Below are 17,711 nucleotides of genomic sequence, written 5' to 3' on the forward strand. Positions count from 1 at the left end.
GAATTTTATATTGGCAATCATAGGGTTGCCTAGCGCGATCGTGCATTCGAAGGATAGATGGAGGCATTGGTCATTGGAGGATGGGGCAAAGGATGGGGCAAACCGTACGCCTAATCATGCCATCCAATGCCAAGTACGCATTTATACAAACTATTGTGAATCACCTTTAAAGCCAATGCCCAGGGGCATTTCGGGCCGAAATCCCAACATGCCCCAGCACAATTGGCGTTTGATATAGTCAGACCACAAGATTGGAATCGAAAAAGGCAGAGACCTTCTTAAATGTGCTTCAAAAAATTGTCTTTATGACCTTGTCTACGCCGTTTATGAGGTCGGTTACCTCTTCCGCTGTAGGATCACTGGAGCTCTTATGACCGCATTTGTTACGTATATCCCCTAGGAACTGGATCTGGCGATGCTGGGGCAGTTCAATAATATTGGCTGCCTTCAGCGCATCAATGATGGGGGTAATCGTGTTCAGCTTTTTTGGTAGATCGTGCTTGTCTCTAACTTCTTTGAGATGGCCTTCCAGTACCACGCCTGCAATCGCACCAGCAGCGCGAGCGAAGCCAGACTTCAGTAGCCCGCGCGCGGTATCGAGCTCTGAATCGTAGAGGTCGGCCTGTACCAACTGCTTAATTTCGAAAAGTGAGCTTTCGAATCGGCGCTTAATTGACTCTACAATGGCGATCTGTTGATCAAGTAGGGGAATAGCTGTTCTGATGCTTGCTTGCACTTCGCCGTACCTGCTTGTCTGCAGGCCCTGACAAGCGTCTTCGATACGATAGGTTTCAGCGTCAAGAGTCTTTCGCGTTTTGGGGCGCTCGTATAGCCGAATGAAGTCATTGAGGCGGTCTGGCAAGAGCTGTTTCACCAGTGTGACGGCTTCGGAGTACCAGTGATGGTAGGCCTTTTTGAATGATGGTAAGCCATTCAAGTATTTATCGGCTTTCTCCTGATCACCTTTGGACGAGCTAAGGACGGCTTTCCGGATTTGGTCAGGGGAAGCCTCGTATAGCAAACACAACGATAGGTTGTCGGCTTCCTTCAAAAGAGCATCTAAATCTTTCCGATATTTCTCTAGATTTGATATGTCCATATTATCTAGCCTGGCAAAAGGCTTGCTCCGCTTTTAGATGATCGATCATCGAGAATAATTGCATTTTGCCTTACATGCCAAGCGATGCGCTTTGAGGCTCGCTTGACTCTGCTGCTTAGGGCATATTTAGGGCATGGCATGGGCCGCAGTAGGCCGCCAAAGGCTGCTAAGGTTCGCTCGTTTTCCCAATATTTCTGGCCTATACCGGTATGCGCGAAAACGAGAAGGGGTTCGAATCCCTGTCCATGTCTTGCCCATTAGAACTGTCCATCGACTACATTCTTTCCACTCCAACCATGGGTTGGTGTGACAGTCTATCAAGAAGTAGTTATAAGGATAAGTAAAATGGAAATCTGTTTAACTATGAAAGTATTCGATCTAGCTTAAAGCCGTCTATGAAATCATCACTATGGCCTTGGATTACCGCGATACGATGAAGTCCCTTGCGTACTAATAGTTTATAACCTCGAATATTGGGGCCGATAGCTAATAAGTTTTTCTCTACGTTTTTGGGGTTTACATGGTAGCCGACAACTCGACCTATTACAGTTAGATGGTCTCCCGTGATGAGTCGAGACTCTACAGATAACTCTATATTAGCTATTGCCTCAGATATTCCAGGCACGTTAGTGTGGGGGAGTTGTTGCTTGGTAAAGCTACACTCATGAAATTTATTTGCCGTCCTTCCGCTGAGTAAGCCACACTTCATGGCCTGCTCGGCCAGTGACTCTCCTGGAACCGCTAATACAAAATTTGAAGCGGATTTCATTAATTCGTATGAAAAATTTTTCTTTTCGAATGATACGGCAATCATGGGTGGCTTATAAGAGCAAGTCATGGTGAAGCATAGCGCTATTATATTGAATTCACTTGGAGAATCCGTGGGTATAATTCCAAGAAGTAATTTGCTGGGTTGGTACAGCGCTCTAAATTTATTTCTTTTTAGTTCTTGCATTTTGGTAGCGCCCCAGAAGAAAGGAGAATATTGGCGTGGCCGCCACTGAGCAAGTAATGTTGACGACGACATTGAGCCAGTAGGTTGGTTTTGTGTTATCGCTACCTATGGTTGTAATGGATTGCACAACCCACTGGGTAAATCCTAATTTATCTAGCCAAAGAGCTACGGCAGTAGCGAGTGCGAAGGCAGCAAGGCGCTGACTGCGTTTTAATAATTTATCTTGAAGGTTGAATGTTTCATCATGAACACGAATTTGCTCGCGACTTGTGCCAACTTCCTCGGCAAGCTTTATATAAGCTCGAGTTAATGCAATATCCGTTCGTATCGATTTTTTCTGAATGGCTTCAACGCTGATTGATGTTTCAATTTGTTTTAATAAAACAAGCAGGTCTAATGCCTTGTAAGTATCTGCTGAGCTTGAATCAATCGAAGGAACTACCTTGGACTCACGCACACCTTTTCGACCCGAATGAGTTCTCTCTGGTTTTTTAGATAGCTTGATAAATTCAACTCTAGCTAAGGGCGCCCCCTGCTCCATCGAAAGTACGCGACTTGAGTTATTTATAAGTGTAATTGAAATTTGGCCCTGAAAGCCAGGATCAACGTAGGTATTTTCAGCCGAAAATCCAGCTAAAAAAATCTGACCAACTGTATTCACTCGAGCATATACATTATGTGGTAATGAAAAATACTCCTTTGAAAAAACAAGCACTGTTTCACCCGGGGCCACTGCAATGATACCATTTTCAGGGGATCGATCTAGTCTTTCAACTTCTCCTGCGTTTGAATATTGTATTACTTGAAATCCTTTGTCTAGGACGATTTCATAAGTTGAATATTTAGCGCGTACTGCATCGGCGTGTTCGGAAAATAAAACATGCAGTGCTTTCTTGATATCTGTGTCAGTTAACATGCCAACTGGGTATGATTCGTCGAGCATATATAGATTCTTTATGGTTGTGTGTGTTTATGGGGCCTGTGCGCAAGTTTGGCATAAATTTGTTAATTTGCGGGGTTCAGGGAGAATTTAGAGCAGATTCAGAGCAGCCACTACCACAGCAAACCATGCATTGTTATTACAGGCCTGTGTTCATCGCCTGGAGCGGCCATCACGCGTATGTACAGCCTTGTGTATTTTCTCCACGGCCACGATCCCAATTGAATCCAACGTCGATAGCGGTCACTCCGGCGTCATCAGAACCGCGAGCGTCATCTTGATGAACTCCTCGTTACGATCAATCGCGGCCAGGGCGCCTTTGACGTTCTCCGCAACCTCGGCCGCCCCGAGTTGATCAACCCAATTCGTGATCTCCAATGGCAGCTTCCAGAGCGAGTTGATTTTGGTTTAGCTTGAAAAGTAGGGAAGGGAGCAGGTCTGTATTGGGCATTAATTTTTCCTCCATGAAAAGGCAAGCGTAGCAGCTTGAATTGGAGATCGGGAGGCAAGTTGTTACGCATCTGACAGCATCGACAGTGATCGTGATTGGAGCCGAAAACGGCTGCTTAAAATTTGCTACAGCGGACATGAGTGGAGGAGGTATTTGATGGTCCGCAGATTTTGCTGGTACGAAAATGGTACGGGGATTTTAGAGCAGGCCTATTGGCCCGTATTTTCAAGGGAGGGGTGATTAATCGGTCCAATCCATCATCGGCCTGCTTCTTCGGGTTGAAGCCGCTGCTTCAGGCCGTTAGCTACCGGCACTATTTATTCTGGCGACTTGAGAACGGCTAGAGTCAGCTTGATGAACTCCTCATTCTTGTCGATCGTATCCAGAGCCCCACGCACGTTATCTGCTACGTCGCCTGCTCCTCGTTGTTCAGCCTAGTTAGAGATTTCCATGATGGCGGCCTCAAGAGCGAGTTGGTTTTCATTGATCTTGAACAGCAGGGAAGGGAGTAGGTCTGAGTTCGGCATCGCGATTTCTCCAAAAAATTTAGCGTAGCAGGTGGGAAAACAGTAGCGATGCTTAGGGAGGAGCAGATTGAACAGCTAAGGCCAAGCCTCGGACGCATCCACGACGTGGCGCTCTGGAGCGGTAGAGCAGGGGAGAAATTCCGTTCCGCAACCCAAAACGGACTCCTTGAAAGCTGTGGGATGCAGACCGTTAAAAATCAGTAGCTTGCGGAACGGTAAAGCTGCTAACCTATTGAAATAGCTTGTATTGTGGATGGATTGCAAATCCACCTACGCCGGTTCGATTCCGACCTCGGCCTCCACTTTAAACAAGCTCCGTAGATCAATGATTTACGGAGCTTTTTTATTTGCAGTGTCTTGCAAGATTTAGTCTTGAAATGGGCATTTGCTAACTTGCTTCACCGGGACGGGATGTATATATTTCGTCCTCTGCTGCACAGGCGTCAGAACTGACAGATCTTCATTTGCCAGGCTTCAGACGGCTTACCGCGCTACCGCCCGAATGGCGAAACTGGTAGACGCATGGGACTTAAAATCCCCCGCTCGTAAGGGCGTGCCGGTTCGATTCCGGCTTCGGGCACCATGAATATCAAGGGCTTGCATGAGGTTTCTCATGCAAGCCCTTAGTTTTTTTCCGCAATCAAAAAATTATTTCCGCAATTCGCGACCGTCAGTCACGTCGTCGGGGTTCGGATGTACTGCTTCGTCATCCCGACGATTGTATGACCTGACTGGTGCCGAGCTTCGCGGATGCTCCCTGTTGACGCCTCTTTGTCCGAAGCCGCTTTTGCACTTGAGTCGCGTATCTGAAATTCTGCTTTTGCAATGCCCGCTGCCTCCCAGCCGAACGCGCACATATCCTCGATACCGATAATCTATATAGCGGGCTAGTCATCCTCTCTCAGCGCTTTGACCTTCCCTGACTTTTCTGCAGCCACCAGCGCCGCATGGTCTTTCTCATTTTGATCTGCATAGCTCAATGCAAATTTGCCGATGGCCTGATCGAAGGTGTCCGATTGTCCCAAATAGCCACTGATGAGTGCAGCGTCTCCGGATTTGGCGTGGGCGCGGGCCAGTGTGAGTCCGCACAACTCGGCGTACATCTTCATTTGCGCAGCCGATGCGCCTTCAATCGGTGCTGACATTTTCATGTCCCGCAACTGGCGTACAAAGAAATGGCGACCTTTTTTGCCTTGCGTCCAGCCCAAGAAAATGTCGCTGGACGACTGCATCAACCGTTGTCCGGTGACCACGCGTTGACCTTGATTTTCATAGATGCTTTTGCCGGCATAAGGCGCCAGCACGGAAGGGCCGGCTTCCTTGAACTGCAGGAGCAATGGGTGATTTTCCGCAGAGAAAAACAGACCGACGAAACAATACGTACCGACGCTGCCGATGCCCACGGCTTTCACGGCGAAGTCTTCCAGGCGATAGCGATCAAAGAGCACGCGCCGCTCATCAGGTAGCGTCTCTCGGTAAGCCTGTAATGCCAGCTGAACTCGGTGCTCGAAGTCCTTTTCGTAAATGTGGAAAAGTACCGGCGGTTGATCGATCAGGCGCCGTCGCCCCGCGACCTCGCTGCTGATCGTGGGATAAAGGTAGTCACCGATACGAATCCTTGCCTTCGCGATGACTTGCTCACGGTTTTTTTTGACCTTGGCATTGGGGGCCATGTCGACAATTGTTTGAGCATCAAGACGGTCATACCAGACGTCCAGAGGACTTTGTTTGGATAGTTGGCGCAATCGCTCACGATAAGCACGAACACATTCGACGGTGATTGCCAGGGCCTGCTTATCGCTGAGTCCGTTGTCGCGCGCGGCCACGGTAAAGCTGACCGCCAGACGTTTAACGTCCCATTCCCACGGAGCCGGAAGCGTTTCGTCGAAATCATTGATGTCAAAAATCAGATTGCGCTCGGGAGTCGCAAACAGTCCGAAATTCAACAGATGGCAGTCCCCGCAAGCCTGTACCTGAATGCCGGTGTTCGGGGTAGTCGCCAAGTCGTGGGCCATCAACCCTGCAGAGCCGCGCAAAAAGGTGAAAGGGCTGCGTAACATGCGACCGTAGCGCACCGGGATCAGATTGGGCAGTCGATACCGGTTCGACTCTTCAAGGAGGTCGATCGGGTCTCGGTGTTTACGCGGTGGTTTCCATACAGCGTGAGACGAATGTGGCACGCTTTCGCGTAATTGCTCACCTTCAGTCAAACGTTCTTTGCGGGAACGAAAGATGGGTTCGTCCACGATGACTTTCGCCGTTTTTGACGAACCTTCGGCACGCGGTTTTTTGTTGGGCGACATCTTCACTCCTTTGCTCGACAGAGCTGAATCGCCATTGCGAACAAGCCTTGCAAGAGCATCAATGTCCGTCGACAAAGACTACTCACGGTATGTCCGGTTTTTTACCTAAGGTATCGCATAGACCTTGAACAGCTTTTTGGCCGTGGCGCTGGCTCCACCCAGGTATTTGTCGAATGCCTGCTCGATCTCCCCGGAGCGGTACATTTCACTCAGCGTGGTGTCGACCAGCAAACGGAAGTTTTCATCGTCTCGATCCACCGCCATTGCAGTCGGTGCGTACTCAAAAATTCGGTCCAGCAGAACCAGATTTCCTGCGGAGTAATCGGTACTGATGAGGTTCTGGAGCATCATGCGTTCAGCGAAGAAAGCATCGGCTTTGCCTTCGGAGACCAGCTTGAGGCCTGCCGCGGTGTTTTCCACGGTGACCAGTGTGGCCACCACTCCGAGTAATCGCATCTGCTGACGGATCCATGCCTCGGTGATTCCGCCAGCGGTCGCGGCATAGGTCTGGTTCGACAGCCCGCTGTTGACCGTCGCTCGCCAGGTTGGCCCGGTACGCGCCACCTTGCCATTAAGCACGTTGAGCAACGCCTCTGATGCATCCTTGCGCACCACGGCCGAGAGGCCTGCCGTGTAGATCGGCACCGAGTAGCTCACAGCCTTGCGCCGCTCCAGTGTGGGAGAGGTCGGTGTACAAAGAATGTCGATCTTCCCCAATCTCACGGCGCTCATCTCGTCGGTGGCTGTGACGGGCAGGTAACGTATTTGCAACCCGGGCAAACCCAACTCGGTCTTGACCTTGTCGGCGATTTTCAGACAGAGGTCGATGGCATAACCGCTGGCTTTATCGTCTGCCTGGACGCTAAAAGGTGCGAAGTCCGGCAGGTAGCCGAGGGTAAAGGTATTGCTCGCCCGCACACGTTCAAGCGTATTGGCATCAGCCAGTACGGGTACCAGCGCGAGCAGGCAAACGAGCAGCAGGTTGTTGGCTTTGGTCAGTTTCACGTTCATATCCTGGTTCCCCGAATTCAGAGGTTAGTGCAGTCCTGAAAACAATGGTCAAGGGTTGTCGGCCCGGGCCTGAGCGGTTGGAGATGGGTCGACAAAACGTTTGGCGAGGAAACCGTAGAGCAGGTAGCCGACCACCAGGACGAGGGTGCCGCCGAACACGGCGTCTTTGCCGCAGGCATACAGGGCGTACAAGGAATAGGAGACGGCAACCAGTAACAATATGGTGTTGCGGGTGTATACGCCGGCACTGACTTTCGCTTTGTACATCATGACCAGCAGGCCGGTGGCCGCCGTCACATAGGGAATCAGGTTGGTCACTGCTGCCAGGCTGACGAGTTTTCCGAATTGGGCACTGGCGTTGGGCGAAATGGTCGATAGCGCCAACAAGGTCTGCAACACACCACAGACCAGCATTCCGACTATAGGGGCATCCCTTGAGCTGACCTTGGCGAACAGTTTCAGGAACATGCCTTGGTCAGCCGTCATCTTGGCGGTTTGCGCCAGGGTGAACTGCCAGCCCAGCAGCGAACCGACACAGGCCATCACTGCCAGCGCCATGATGATGTTGCCGACCATGGGATTGAACATGTGTGCATAGACGAGCGCGAAAGGGGCCGATGAGTTGGCCAGTTCGGCATTGGGAATGATCCCCTGAATAACCGTGGTCGACAGCACATAAACCACTGCCGCACCCAGCGTGCCAAACAGACAGGCCAGCGGTACGGTGCGCTTGGGATCTTCCACGGCATCGGAGGCCTGGGCCGCCGACTCCATGCCGAGGAAGGCCCACAGGGTCAGGGGAATCGCCTTGCCGATGGCTTCGGAGATTGGCAGGTTGTTCGGGTTCCAGGCGGCAGCCAGCACATCGGGCTTGAACCAGAACCAGCCGATGATGCTCAAGCCGGCCACCGGGATGATCACACCCCATACCGTTATCGCACCGATCTTGCCAGTGATGCCGGGGCCGCCAAAGTTGGCCACGGTGGTCAGCCAGAGCAAGCCGACCGTTCCGATGAACAGCGGAATGGCGCCACTGCCCAGCCAGGGCACGAACGATGTCATGTACCCCACTGCGGAGATGGCGACCGCTACGTTGGCAATGGCCAGCGAAAGGAAGTACAGATACGAGCACAGGAAGAACCCTGATTTGGCGTGCGCCTCTTCGGTGTAGGCGGACAGCCCGCCTGAGCGCGGACAGTAGATGCCACACTGGGAAAAGCAGTAAGCGATGGCCATGGAACCGACGGCAGTGACGATCCATGACAACAATGAAACGGCCCCGAGTTGGGCCATGCTCGTCGGCAACATGATGATGCCTGAGCCCATCATGTTCACCGTCACCAGTGTGGTAAGCCCCATGAGGCTCATTTTCTTGCTTGAGTCGGCCATCGGAAACTCCTTGATCTGCTCAACGCATTGACCCTGAATCCGGCGCTTGACCACTTGTCGTCGGCTAAGGGGCTAAACCCTGGTTTTTGACCACATAGACCTTGTAGGTTGGCCGACCCTGGCTATCACGCTCGATTTCCACGCCATGATTGTCATGCTCGAAACCCGGGAAGTGGCCATCGAACAGTTCCATCGCCAACAGGTAGTCGACGATGGCCTTTTTATCGGCGCCGGCTTTTTCTCCGGGCATCATCAATGGAATGCCCGGCGGATAAGGAACGATCTGCACGGCCACGGTGCGGTCGATCATGTCTCGCACGGCGATTTGCTCTATGTCGCCTTTCACCAGCCTGGCGTAGGTGGCCCGAGGCGAAGCGACCGGGTCCGGCAGCAAGGTGTAGGCCGCATCCATGTTGCGTAGCATCTGCGAGCTGATCATGTCCTGGTGCATGGCTTCGGCGAGGTCCTTGAGCCCCATGCCGCTATAGCGCTCGGCATGGTTGTCGACCAGATCGGGCAGGACTTGCTCCAGCGGTGAATTGCACTCGTAATGTTTCTTGAATTCCATCAGGCCGGCGATCAGAGAGCCCCATTTGCCTTTGGTCACGCCGAGGCTGAACAGCACGAGAATGGAATACGGCTCAGTCTTCTCAACCACGATGCCGCGACTGGAGAGGAAGGACGACACCAGCGGCGCGGGGATGCCACTGTCCTCCATTTGACCGTCGAGCCTCTGGCCAGGCGTCAGCACCGTGACCTTGATCGGGTCCAGCATGCAGTAGTCGGCGCCCAGGTCACCGAAGCCATGCCAGCTGGCCGCCGGTTTGAGCACCCAGGCATCGCCATGGCGTAAAACTTCAGGGTCGAGTTCGGCAAAAGGTACCCCGTTGACTTCATCGGGTTGCCAGACCCCAAACCACCAATCCTTGCCATCGCGCGCACGAATTTCATTGCTCAGGCGAGCCATGGCCTGGCGAAAGGCAATGGCCTCGTCGATGGACTCATCAGTAAGGTAGCCCCCCGCGTCATCCATCATTTTCGACGAAACATCGATCGAGGCGATGATGCTGTACTGCGGTGACGTGGAGGTGTGCATCATGAAGGCTTCGTTGAACAGAGCCGGCTTGACCTCAACCTTGCCCGAGCGGACATGGATCATCGAGGCTTGTGAAAGCGCAGCCAGTAACTTGTGGGTGGAGTGGGTAACGGTGACGGTGGCGTCGTCGGGATGGCGTTCGCCACGGTGCATGCCATAGCGGCCTTCGTAGAGCGGGTTGAAGCGCGCATAGGCATACCAGGCTTCGTCATAGTGGATGCGGTCGACGCTCTGGCTCAGCTCGCGGGTGGTGGTCTGCACGTTGTAGCAAAGGCCATCGTAGGTCGAGTTCGTCAGCACCGCGAGTACCGGGCGGGCCTGCTTATTGGCCGCCAACGGGCTGTCAGCGAGTTTGCCGGCAACGGCAGCCGGCGTCAGTTCCGAAAGGGGCACCGGCCCGATCAGGCCCCGCGCGTTGCGCCTTGGGCGTAAGTACAACGGCACCGCACCCGACATATTCAACGCATAGTTCAACGACTTGTGGCAGTTGCGATCGACCAACACGGCATCGCCGTCGGTCACCGCTGAATGCAGGACGATCTGATTGCTCGCCGAACTGCCGCCGACCGAAAAAAAGGTGAAGTCGGCACCGAACACCCGAGCCGCGAATTTTTCCGCGTCATTCACCGGGCCCGAGTGGTCATTCAACGAACCCAATTCGCCGACGGAAACACTGAGGTCGGAGCGCAGCATCTGCTCGCCATAGAAATCGAGGAACGTACGCCCGACAGCGGTCTTCATAAATGCCGTGCCGCCGGTATGGCCAGGGGTGTGCCAGGAATACTCGTATGTGTCGGCAAAGTTGACCAGTGCACCGAAGAACGGCGGCAGGATGGTATCCAGATAGCGGCGGGCGGCTGCTTCTATGCGCCCGGCAATGAATTCGGCGCTGTCTTCGGGCTGCCAGATAAACCCGTCAATGCGCTCGACGAATGCCAATGGGACTCGGCTCTGATGAGCATGGCTCATGCCGAGCATGATCGGTAGCTGGGCCGTTCGCCGGCGCATCAGCCGGATAAGTTGCAGGGCCTGATCAGGCGCTTCCTCACACAGGCCCCATCCAATGAGCGCGCAGCAGTAGGTCGAGTTGGCTTTGATGGCGATTTCGGCATCATCAAGGGACCGCACCCATTTAACTTCCACGTCATGCTCATGCAGCGCGCTGGCGATGGACTGGACACTGCGCACCAGGATGTTGTCGTCGCTTTCCGGGGCATTGGCCACGATCAACACGGGATAGCGCTGCGCCAGATCGGGGGGTAACTGCGTTTGTGAGCGACTCATGGGAGTTTCCTTTAGCGCGTGGCGGGAGATACCTCAGTTTTTGAGGCGTCATTGACCTTCAACAAAGCGCCTCGCAGTTGCTGCGCAGGCCAGCAACTCGTCAATGGAAAACACGGCACCAGCAACCTCTGGAAGTGCTAAAGCAATCACGAACCGAGTTGCTCACGGCAATCTTTAAGTCGTTCACAACATCACCTCCCGGGTGACGCACAGGCACCTGATTTTTAGGGCGGTAAACAGGCCGGTCACTTAAAAAAAACGGAATTCAAATAACTGGCAATGTTGGGTATAGACCCTCTGGATCAGTCGGTATTTTTTTTCTCCGGTGCCCTGATAACCCTTGTGTATCAAGCGTGAGAAAGAGTCTTTACCGAGTCAGATACCGCCTGCTGATCGAGCGGCTGACTATTGGAAGCCGTTGTTGGCGACAGAGAATTATTCCCAATCGCTCCCAGGGAATGAGGTGCGTTAATTCTCGAACTCAATCGCTCAACAAATGATTCAGCTTCAGCAAGGCTATGGAAATTAGCCGCCCACTGATTCATGCGAACCCACCAGAGATTCTGTACAGGATCTTTTTCGATATAAATGTTCATTTACGGCGCTCGGCGATACAGGGTTTCAATCATCCTGACCTGTGCAGAGTCATCCTTTGTACTCTAAGCAAGATGACCGTAGTCATTCATGCTGTTGATCTTGCTGACTGTTAGCCTGTACTCGAATAGCCGGCAAACTGTTGATAAAGATCAATCCTTGCAACCTGTTTCCCAATCGCCCAATGCCGCGTGTCGGATTCCTGCGCTTATATCGCGTCAATTGCAGAGTGGCGCGCGGCAATCTGATCAGGGTTTTTTTTCGCTGACGGTTGCCGTCAACTTGTCCGCTTCGGTCACCCAACCGCCACCTGTTGCCTTGTATACATCGACCATGGCGGTGAACACCGAAGCCCGGGTGCGGGTGTAATTCAACTCGGCATCGAACAAGCTGCGTTCGGCATCCAGAACTTCAATGTAGCTGGTGTACCCATTGTCATAGCGCAGTCGCGCAAACCTGGTGTAAGTACGCAACGCCTCGACCTGACTGGCCTGGGAAGCCATTTGCTCCCGGGATTTGCTCGCCGCGACCAACGCGTTTTCAACATCCCGGAAGGCAGATTGGATCGACTGTTGGTACACCAGCAAGGTTTGTTGTTGAAAGGCCTCGGTCTGTTTGACCTGACCGGCGATGCCGCCAGCGGTGAAAATGGGCATGCTCGCGGCGACGCCATAGGACCAGGTGGCGGCCGGCCCGGTGAACAAATTCGAGAGTTGATTACTGACTGAGCCCAACAGCCCGGTGAGGGATATCGTCGGGAAGTACAACGCCTTGGCGGCACCGATTTGGGCATTGGCGGAGATCAGGTTCAGTTCGGCCTGACGTAGATCGGGGCGCCGCTCCAGCAGGTCCGAAGGCAACCCGGCGGGGACCGATGGCAGCGTCAGTTGCGTCAGATCGCGGCCTCTGATGATCGGTCCTGGATTGCGCCCAAGCAGCACCGCCAAATTGTTTTCCTGTTGCGCCACCTGGGACTCGAATTGCGATACAGAAGCTTGGGTGCGCTGGAACTCGGAGAGGTTTTGCGCCAGTTCCATTTCGGAAATGGTGCCGGCGCCAAAGCGCAGCTTGAAAATGTCGTAGGAGTCGCCACGGGCCTTGGCGGTGGTGCGGGCGATTTCCAGTTGCCGGTCAAGATCGCGTAGCGCGATGTAGCTGGATGCCACCGACGATACCAGGCTCAGAATGACCGTGCGCCGGCCTTCCTCTGAGGCCAGCAAGTCAGCACGCGCCGACTCATTGAGCCGCCGTAAACGACCCCAGACGTCCAATTCCCAGCTCACATTGAGGATGGCCTGGTAGTTTTTGTAAATCGGATCGACACTGGATTCCAATGGTACCGGACCGTTGTCGCGCGGCGCTCTGGAGCGACTGCCTTGCGCCCCGGCGCCGATTTGCGGATACATCTGCGAGCGCACCACGCCGTAACGCCCCTGGAACTCCTCGACCCGGGCGGCGGCAATCTTGATGTCCTTATTCTCGGCCAGCGCGCTGCGGATCAAGTCGTTCAGCACCGGATCCTTGAACTGTTCCCACCACAGGCTGTTGGACAGATTGTTGGCCTCCTTGTCCGCATACCGATAGGCCGCCGGGGCGTCGGTGCCAGGGCGCTGGTAATCCGGGCCGAGCATACAGCCCGTCAGGGCCAGACAGATCAACAATGGGAGATGGCGTGTGTGCATCTCAATCCCCCTCATATTTGTGCAGGGGGGCGCCGCCGGGAATCTCACCGGGCGACGATAGCGCAGGCGGCGGGGATGTCTGTTTGACCGCACCTTTCTTCTCAGTCATGCGTTCAACGAGGTAGTAGAACAGGGGGATAAAGAAGATGGCGATGACGGTCGCCGCCAGCATCCCGCCGATCACACCGGTACCGATGGAGTGTCGGCTGTTCTCGGATGCCCCGACGGCAATGGCCAGCGGAACGCAACCCAAAATGAACGCCAGGGACGTCATCACGATTGGCCGCAAACGCTCCCGGGCGGCCGTCATTGCCGCATCATAGGCAGACATGCCGTTTTCCCGGTTCAGTACCGCAAACTCGAAAATGAGGATGGCGTTCTTGGCGGCCAGGGCTACCAGCATGGTCAAGCCGATCTGGAAGTAGACGTCATTGCTTAACCCGCGGATCAGAACGGCAAGCAGTGCACCGAACAATGCAAAGGGCACCGCCAGCAACACACCGACGGGCAGGGACCATTTCTCGTACTGAGCCGCCAGGATCAGGAACACCATGATCAGGCCGAAGATGAATACTTGAGAGGAGGCACCGCCGCTTTTTTTCTCCTCGAAGGCTTCGCCACTCAAGGCCAGGGCGTAGTCGTTGGTCATGATCTCAGCGCTGATTTCTTCCAGGGCCTTGAGCGCTTGGCCGGAACTGTAGCCCGGTGCCGCGTTGGCGGTGAGTTTGACCGCCGGGAAGTTATTGAAACGGGTCAGCAGATCGGGACCGGTGACGTAGCGGGTGGTCAGCAGGGCTTTGAGCGGCACCATCCCGAGGGTTTTGCTGCGCACATAAATTTGCTGCAAGTCTTCGGCCTTGAGTCGATAGCTCGGTTCGGCCTGCAGAATCACCTGCCACAGGCGGCTGAATTTGTTGAATTGAGACACATAGAGAGAGCCGAACATGGTTTGCATGGTGCTGTAGACGTCTTCCACCGGCACCCCCAGCGTCTCTGCCTTTTCCCGGTCTACGTCGACCAGCAATTGCCGGGAAAACACGTTGAAGGTGGAGGTAATGGCGCCGAGTTCCGGGCGCTGCCTGGCTTTTGCGACAAGGTTGCCGACCATTTCAGCCAGTTGCTCGACGCTGGCATCGCCCTTGCTCTGCACCCATACCTCCATGCCGCCTGTGGTGCCCAGGCCGGGAATCGACGGCGGATTGACCGGAAGAATGATCCCGCCCTGTACCGTGGAAAAAGCGCGAGCGGCTTTCTGAATCACCGCCGGGGCACTTTGCTCCTTGATCGTTTCCGAGTCCTTGTAGCGCTCCTCGAAATCCTTGAAACCGACGAAGAAGGCGCCGGCATTGTTCTTGTTCTGGCCGTCGAGCAGGCTGTAGCCGTTAACGATGGCGACGCCCTCGACGGCCTCATCGTTCATGAAGAAGTCACTGGCGATTTTGCCCACCTCGCCAGTGCGATCCAGGCTGGCGGCGTCGGGCATGATCACGGCCCCCAGCAGATAACCCTGGTCTTCCGGTGGCAGGAAGGCACTGGGAATGCGCTGCGCCATCAGCAGAATCAGAACGATCATGCCGGCAAAGAGTAACAACGCCAGGACAAAGCGCTTGATCATAAACGCCACCGAGCGCGAGTAGCCCTCGGTCATGCGTTCGAAGCTGCGCTCGAACCAGCGGAAAAAAGCGTTCTTTTCGCCGTGTTGGGGCTTGAGCAGCAGAGCCGCCAGGGCTGGCGAAAGTGTCAAGGCCACGAGGCCGGAGATCACCACGGAAATGGCGATGGTGATCGCGAACTGTTTGTAGAGTTGGCCAGTGATACCTCCCATGAATGCCACCGGGACGAACACCGCGCACAGCACCAGCACGATAGCGACCACGGGGCCGGCCACTTCATCCATGGCGCGTTTCGCCGCGTCCTTGGGGTTCATCTTGTGCACGTGCATATTGCGTTCGACGTTTTCAATCACCACGATGGCGTCGTCCACCACGATGCCGATGGCCAGCACCATGCCAAACAGCGTCAGCATGTTCACCGAAAACCCGAGGGCCGACATGCCGATAAAGGTGCCCACAATGGACACCGGCACGGCGAGCACCGGGATCAGCGTGGCGCGCAAGCTCTGCAGAAAGATGAAAACCACCACGACCACCAACACCAGCGCTTCGAAAAAGGTGTTTATCACTTCGGAAATCGACGCGCGGGTAAACGCAGTGGTGTCCATCACGATTTTGTATTCGATCCCTTCGGGAAAGGTCGTCTTCATTTGCGCCAGGGTTGACGTCACGGCTGCCGAGACGTCGAGTGCGTTTGCCCCCGGTTGTTGATACACCGCAATCAATGTGGCGGGACGCCCCTGATAGGTGCTGCGCAAGGAGTAGTCTTTTTGCCCCAGCTCGGCTCGACCGATGTCCTTCAGACGAACAATGGCCGCTCCGTCGTTGCTGGCGCGCAAGATGATGTTCTCGAACTCCGCAGGTTCAGTCAGGCGGCCCTTGGTGGTCACGGCAAAGGACTGTTCCACGGCCTGGCCCGTCGGGGATTGACCAACGCGGCCTACGGCGAATTGCTGGTTCTGGTTGGTGACCGCTTTCTGTACGTCGGCGGCAGTAATTCCCAACTGAGCCATTCGGTCGGGTTTGAGCCAGATCCGCATGGCGTAGTCCGGCGTGCCAAAGATACTGGCCTGGTTGGCGCCCGGAATACGCTTGATCGCATCCAGAATGTAGAGGTTGGCGTAGTTGGCGACATAGGTGCTGTCATAGCGGTCGCCGGCAGAATACACGGCAAGAACCATCATGAACGCCGAGGATTTCTTCTGCACCTGGATACCCTGGCTCTGAACCGCCGAAGGCAATTGCGGCAGGGCCAGGTTGACCCGGTTTTGCACGTCGACTTGGGCAAGAGAAGGGTCGGTGCCAATCTCGAAGAAGACGTTGAGGGTCATGTTGCCCGTCGCGGAGCTCGACGAGTTCATGTAGATCATGTTGTCGGCGCCATTGACCTGCTGCTCGATGGGCGCTGCCACATTATTGGCCACGACCTGTGCATCGGCGCCCGGGTAGGTCGCTGAAACCGTAATTTGCGGTGGCGTAATATCCGGATACTGGGCGACCGGCAAATTTACCATCGCCACTGCGCCAGCCAAGGTGATGATGATCGAGATCACTGAAGCGAAGATGGGGCGATCAATGCAGTAGTGTGAAATGCTCATGGGCTACGCCCACTGTCTTTCGCCGATTTGGCCTCTGTCGGTTTCGCTGTTGTCTCGCCTGCCTGCGTGGTGGGAGGAGGGGAGATGATATTCAGCGGCCCTCCGGGCGTCACTCGGATCGCACCGTCGACCACTATGCGTTCACCCGCTTGCAAGCCTTGAGTGATGAACCAGTCATCGCCATGCCAGTCACCCACTTCGACAACGCGTTGCTCTGGCTTGCCCTCAGCATTGATCACCCAGACGAAGTGGCTCTTGGCCCCCTCCAGAACTGCCTTCTGCGGCACCACAATGGCGTTCGGCCTGGAAGCTCCGATTGCCCGCGCCCTTACGAATTGGCCGGGACGCAGTTGACCGTTCGGGTTGGCCACCACGGCGCGGACCAGAAAGGTGCCCGTGTCCTGGCTATAAGAGGGCGCGGCAAAATTCAGGCGACCACGGTCAGGTACCACTGAGCCGTCGGCCAGCACCACTTCTACGATAAAATCACTGCGCAGCGGGAATAGGAGGTGGCCGTTAGCAATCTCGTCGCGGAACTTGAGTGTCTCGTTTTCCGAAAGACTGAAGTTGACGTAGATTGGGTCCATCTGTGAGACGGTGGTCAGCAGCCCGGACTCACCTGGTGTGACGTAACTGCCTTCCTGCTTTTTGGCAAAGCTTGAAAGACCGGTGAGGGGAGAGGCGATGGTGGTGTAACTGAGGTTCAATTGCTCGGTTCGAACCGTACCCTCGGCGGCAAGCACGGCGGCCCGGGTCTGACGTTCATCGCCGACGGCATTGTCCAGATCCATCTTGCTGACCGCATTCTGTGCCGCCAGGGGACGGACACGGGCCAATGTGGCCTTGGCCACTTCCCAGCGTGCCTGTTGTTGAGCCAATTGACCCTGCGCCGACAGCAACGAGGCTTCAAAAGGTTTACGGTCCATCTGGAACAGCGTTTGCCCGCTTTTCACCAAATCGCCTTCGGTGTACAGCCGCTTTTCCAGGAAGCCGGCAACCCGGGCGCGGATCTCTACCTCGCGGGAACTCTGTGTTTGGGCAACGAATTCGAACGTCACCGGGGTGTCGCGCGTGGTAACCGTCATGACCGTGACATCGGGTGCCTGGCGGGCCAGGGTAGCGGGCTCTTTGCCGCAACCGGCAACCAGGCTCAAGACCCCTGCCATAAT

The 17,711-nt window shown here is 54.8% G+C and carries 11 protein-coding genes, 1 tRNA gene and 2 pseudogenes; 1 reads left to right on the plus strand and 13 read right to left on the minus strand.

Annotation, left to right across the window (positions count from 1 at the left end; all coding sequences use genetic code 11):
* Positions 1–289 precede the first annotated feature (289 nt).
* The 5 genes and pseudogenes from B723_RS19620 to B723_RS33710 form a co-directional block, all read right to left on the minus strand.
* A complete protein-coding gene (locus B723_RS19620; RefSeq protein WP_017339091.1) occupies positions 290–1,099 on the minus strand; it encodes a hypothetical protein in 810 nt (269 codons plus the stop codon).
* Positions 1,100–1,460: 361 nt separating this feature from the next.
* Positions 1,461–2,054, minus strand: coding sequence for a flavin reductase family protein (locus B723_RS32395; protein ID WP_158488435.1), 594 nt, complete (start codon positions 2,052–2,054; stop codon positions 1,461–1,463).
* Positions 2,032–2,997, minus strand: a complete 966-nt coding sequence (locus B723_RS32400; protein ID WP_080995138.1) for a dCTP deaminase domain-containing protein — start codon at positions 2,995–2,997, stop codon at positions 2,032–2,034. Before B723_RS32400 ends, B723_RS32395 begins: the two co-directional genes overlap by 23 nt.
* A 240-nt stretch (positions 2,998–3,237) precedes the next feature.
* Positions 3,238–3,445 (minus strand): annotated as a pseudogene (locus tag B723_RS19625) (hypothetical protein).
* Positions 3,446–3,762: 317 nt separating this feature from the next.
* Positions 3,763–3,972: pseudogene (locus B723_RS33710) on the minus strand (hypothetical protein).
* Between the two features lie 496 nt (positions 3,973–4,468).
* On the opposite strand from B723_RS33710, the gene B723_RS19635 reads away from it, so the two are divergent.
* Positions 4,469–4,555, plus strand: a tRNA-Leu gene (locus B723_RS19635).
* Positions 4,556–4,859: 304 nt separating this feature from the next.
* Here the strand turns inward: B723_RS19635 and B723_RS19640 are convergent.
* The 8 genes from B723_RS19640 to B723_RS19670 all read right to left on the minus strand — a co-directional run bounded on the left by B723_RS19640 (position 4,860) and on the right by B723_RS19670 (position 17,627).
* Complete coding sequence (locus B723_RS19640) at positions 4,860–6,032, minus strand: DUF2252 domain-containing protein (protein WP_338012321.1); 1,173 nt, start codon at positions 6,030–6,032, stop codon at positions 4,860–4,862.
* A gap of 348 nt (positions 6,033–6,380) precedes the next feature.
* Positions 6,381–7,286 carry an amino acid ABC transporter substrate-binding protein gene (locus B723_RS19645; protein ID WP_017339088.1) on the minus strand — a complete coding sequence of 302 codons (906 nt, stop codon included), beginning with the start codon at positions 7,284–7,286 and terminating at the stop codon, positions 6,381–6,383.
* A gap of 48 nt (positions 7,287–7,334) precedes the next feature.
* Positions 7,335–8,675 carry a putrescine-ornithine antiporter gene (potE, locus tag B723_RS19650; protein ID WP_017339087.1) on the minus strand — a complete coding sequence of 447 codons (1,341 nt, stop codon included), beginning with the start codon at positions 8,673–8,675 and terminating at the stop codon, positions 7,335–7,337.
* A 64-nt stretch (positions 8,676–8,739) separates the two neighbouring features.
* A complete protein-coding gene (locus tag B723_RS19655; RefSeq protein ID WP_052909698.1) occupies positions 8,740–11,055 on the minus strand; it encodes an Orn/Lys/Arg decarboxylase N-terminal domain-containing protein in 2,316 nt (771 codons plus the stop codon).
* 347 nt (positions 11,056–11,402) lie between these two features.
* A complete protein-coding gene (locus B723_RS32410; RefSeq protein WP_017338500.1) occupies positions 11,403–11,651 on the minus strand; it encodes a hypothetical protein in 249 nt (82 codons plus the stop codon).
* 246 nt (positions 11,652–11,897) lie between these two features.
* Entirely contained in the window at positions 11,898–13,331 is a 1,434-nt protein-coding gene (locus B723_RS19660; RefSeq protein WP_017338501.1) for an efflux transporter outer membrane subunit, read from the minus strand.
* Position 13,332: 1 nt separating this feature from the next.
* Positions 13,333–16,542, minus strand: coding sequence for an efflux RND transporter permease subunit (locus tag B723_RS19665; RefSeq protein ID WP_017338502.1), 3,210 nt, complete (start codon positions 16,540–16,542; stop codon positions 13,333–13,335).
* Positions 16,539–17,627 carry an efflux RND transporter periplasmic adaptor subunit gene (locus B723_RS19670; RefSeq protein WP_425311824.1) on the minus strand — a complete coding sequence of 363 codons (1,089 nt, stop codon included), beginning with the start codon at positions 17,625–17,627 and terminating at the stop codon, positions 16,539–16,541. The genes B723_RS19665 and B723_RS19670 overlap by 4 nt, the downstream gene beginning before the upstream one ends.
* Positions 17,628–17,711: the final 84 nt, after the last annotated feature.

The sequence above is a fragment of the Pseudomonas fluorescens NCIMB 11764 genome, assembly GCF_000293885.2.
GTDB classification, from domain to species: Bacteria; Pseudomonadota; Gammaproteobacteria; order Pseudomonadales; family Pseudomonadaceae; genus Aquipseudomonas; species Aquipseudomonas fluorescens_B.

Excerpts from the sequence above, each read along its gene's own strand:
- potE (WP_017339087.1), bottom strand. The coding sequence starts at position 8,675 with ATGGCCGACTCAAGCAAGAAAATGAGCCTCATGGGGCTTACCACACTG.
- B723_RS32400 (WP_080995138.1), bottom strand. The coding sequence starts at position 2,997 with ATGCTCGACGAATCATACCCAGTTGGCATGTTAACTGACACAGATATC.
- B723_RS19660 (WP_017338501.1), bottom strand. The coding sequence starts at position 13,331 with ATGCACACACGCCATCTCCCATTGTTGATCTGTCTGGCCCTGACGGGC.
- B723_RS19645 (WP_017339088.1), bottom strand. The coding sequence starts at position 7,286 with ATGAACGTGAAACTGACCAAAGCCAACAACCTGCTGCTCGTTTGCCTG.
- B723_RS32410 (WP_017338500.1), bottom strand. The coding sequence starts at position 11,651 with ATGAACATTTATATCGAAAAAGATCCTGTACAGAATCTCTGGTGGGTT.
- B723_RS19665 (WP_017338502.1), bottom strand. The coding sequence starts at position 16,542 with ATGAGCATTTCACACTACTGCATTGATCGCCCCATCTTCGCTTCAGTG.
- B723_RS19640 (WP_338012321.1), bottom strand. The coding sequence starts at position 6,032 with ATGTTACGCAGCCCTTTCACCTTTTTGCGCGGCTCTGCAGGGTTGATG.
- B723_RS19655 (WP_052909698.1), bottom strand. The coding sequence starts at position 11,055 with ATGAGTCGCTCACAAACGCAGTTACCCCCCGATCTGGCGCAGCGCTAT.
- B723_RS32395 (WP_158488435.1), bottom strand. The coding sequence starts at position 2,054 with ATGCAAGAACTAAAAAGAAATAAATTTAGAGCGCTGTACCAACCCAGC.
- B723_RS19620 (WP_017339091.1), bottom strand. The coding sequence starts at position 1,099 with ATGGACATATCAAATCTAGAGAAATATCGGAAAGATTTAGATGCTCTT.
- B723_RS19670 (WP_425311824.1), bottom strand. The coding sequence starts at position 17,627 with ATGACGGTTACCACGCGCGACACCCCGGTGACGTTCGAATTCGTTGCC.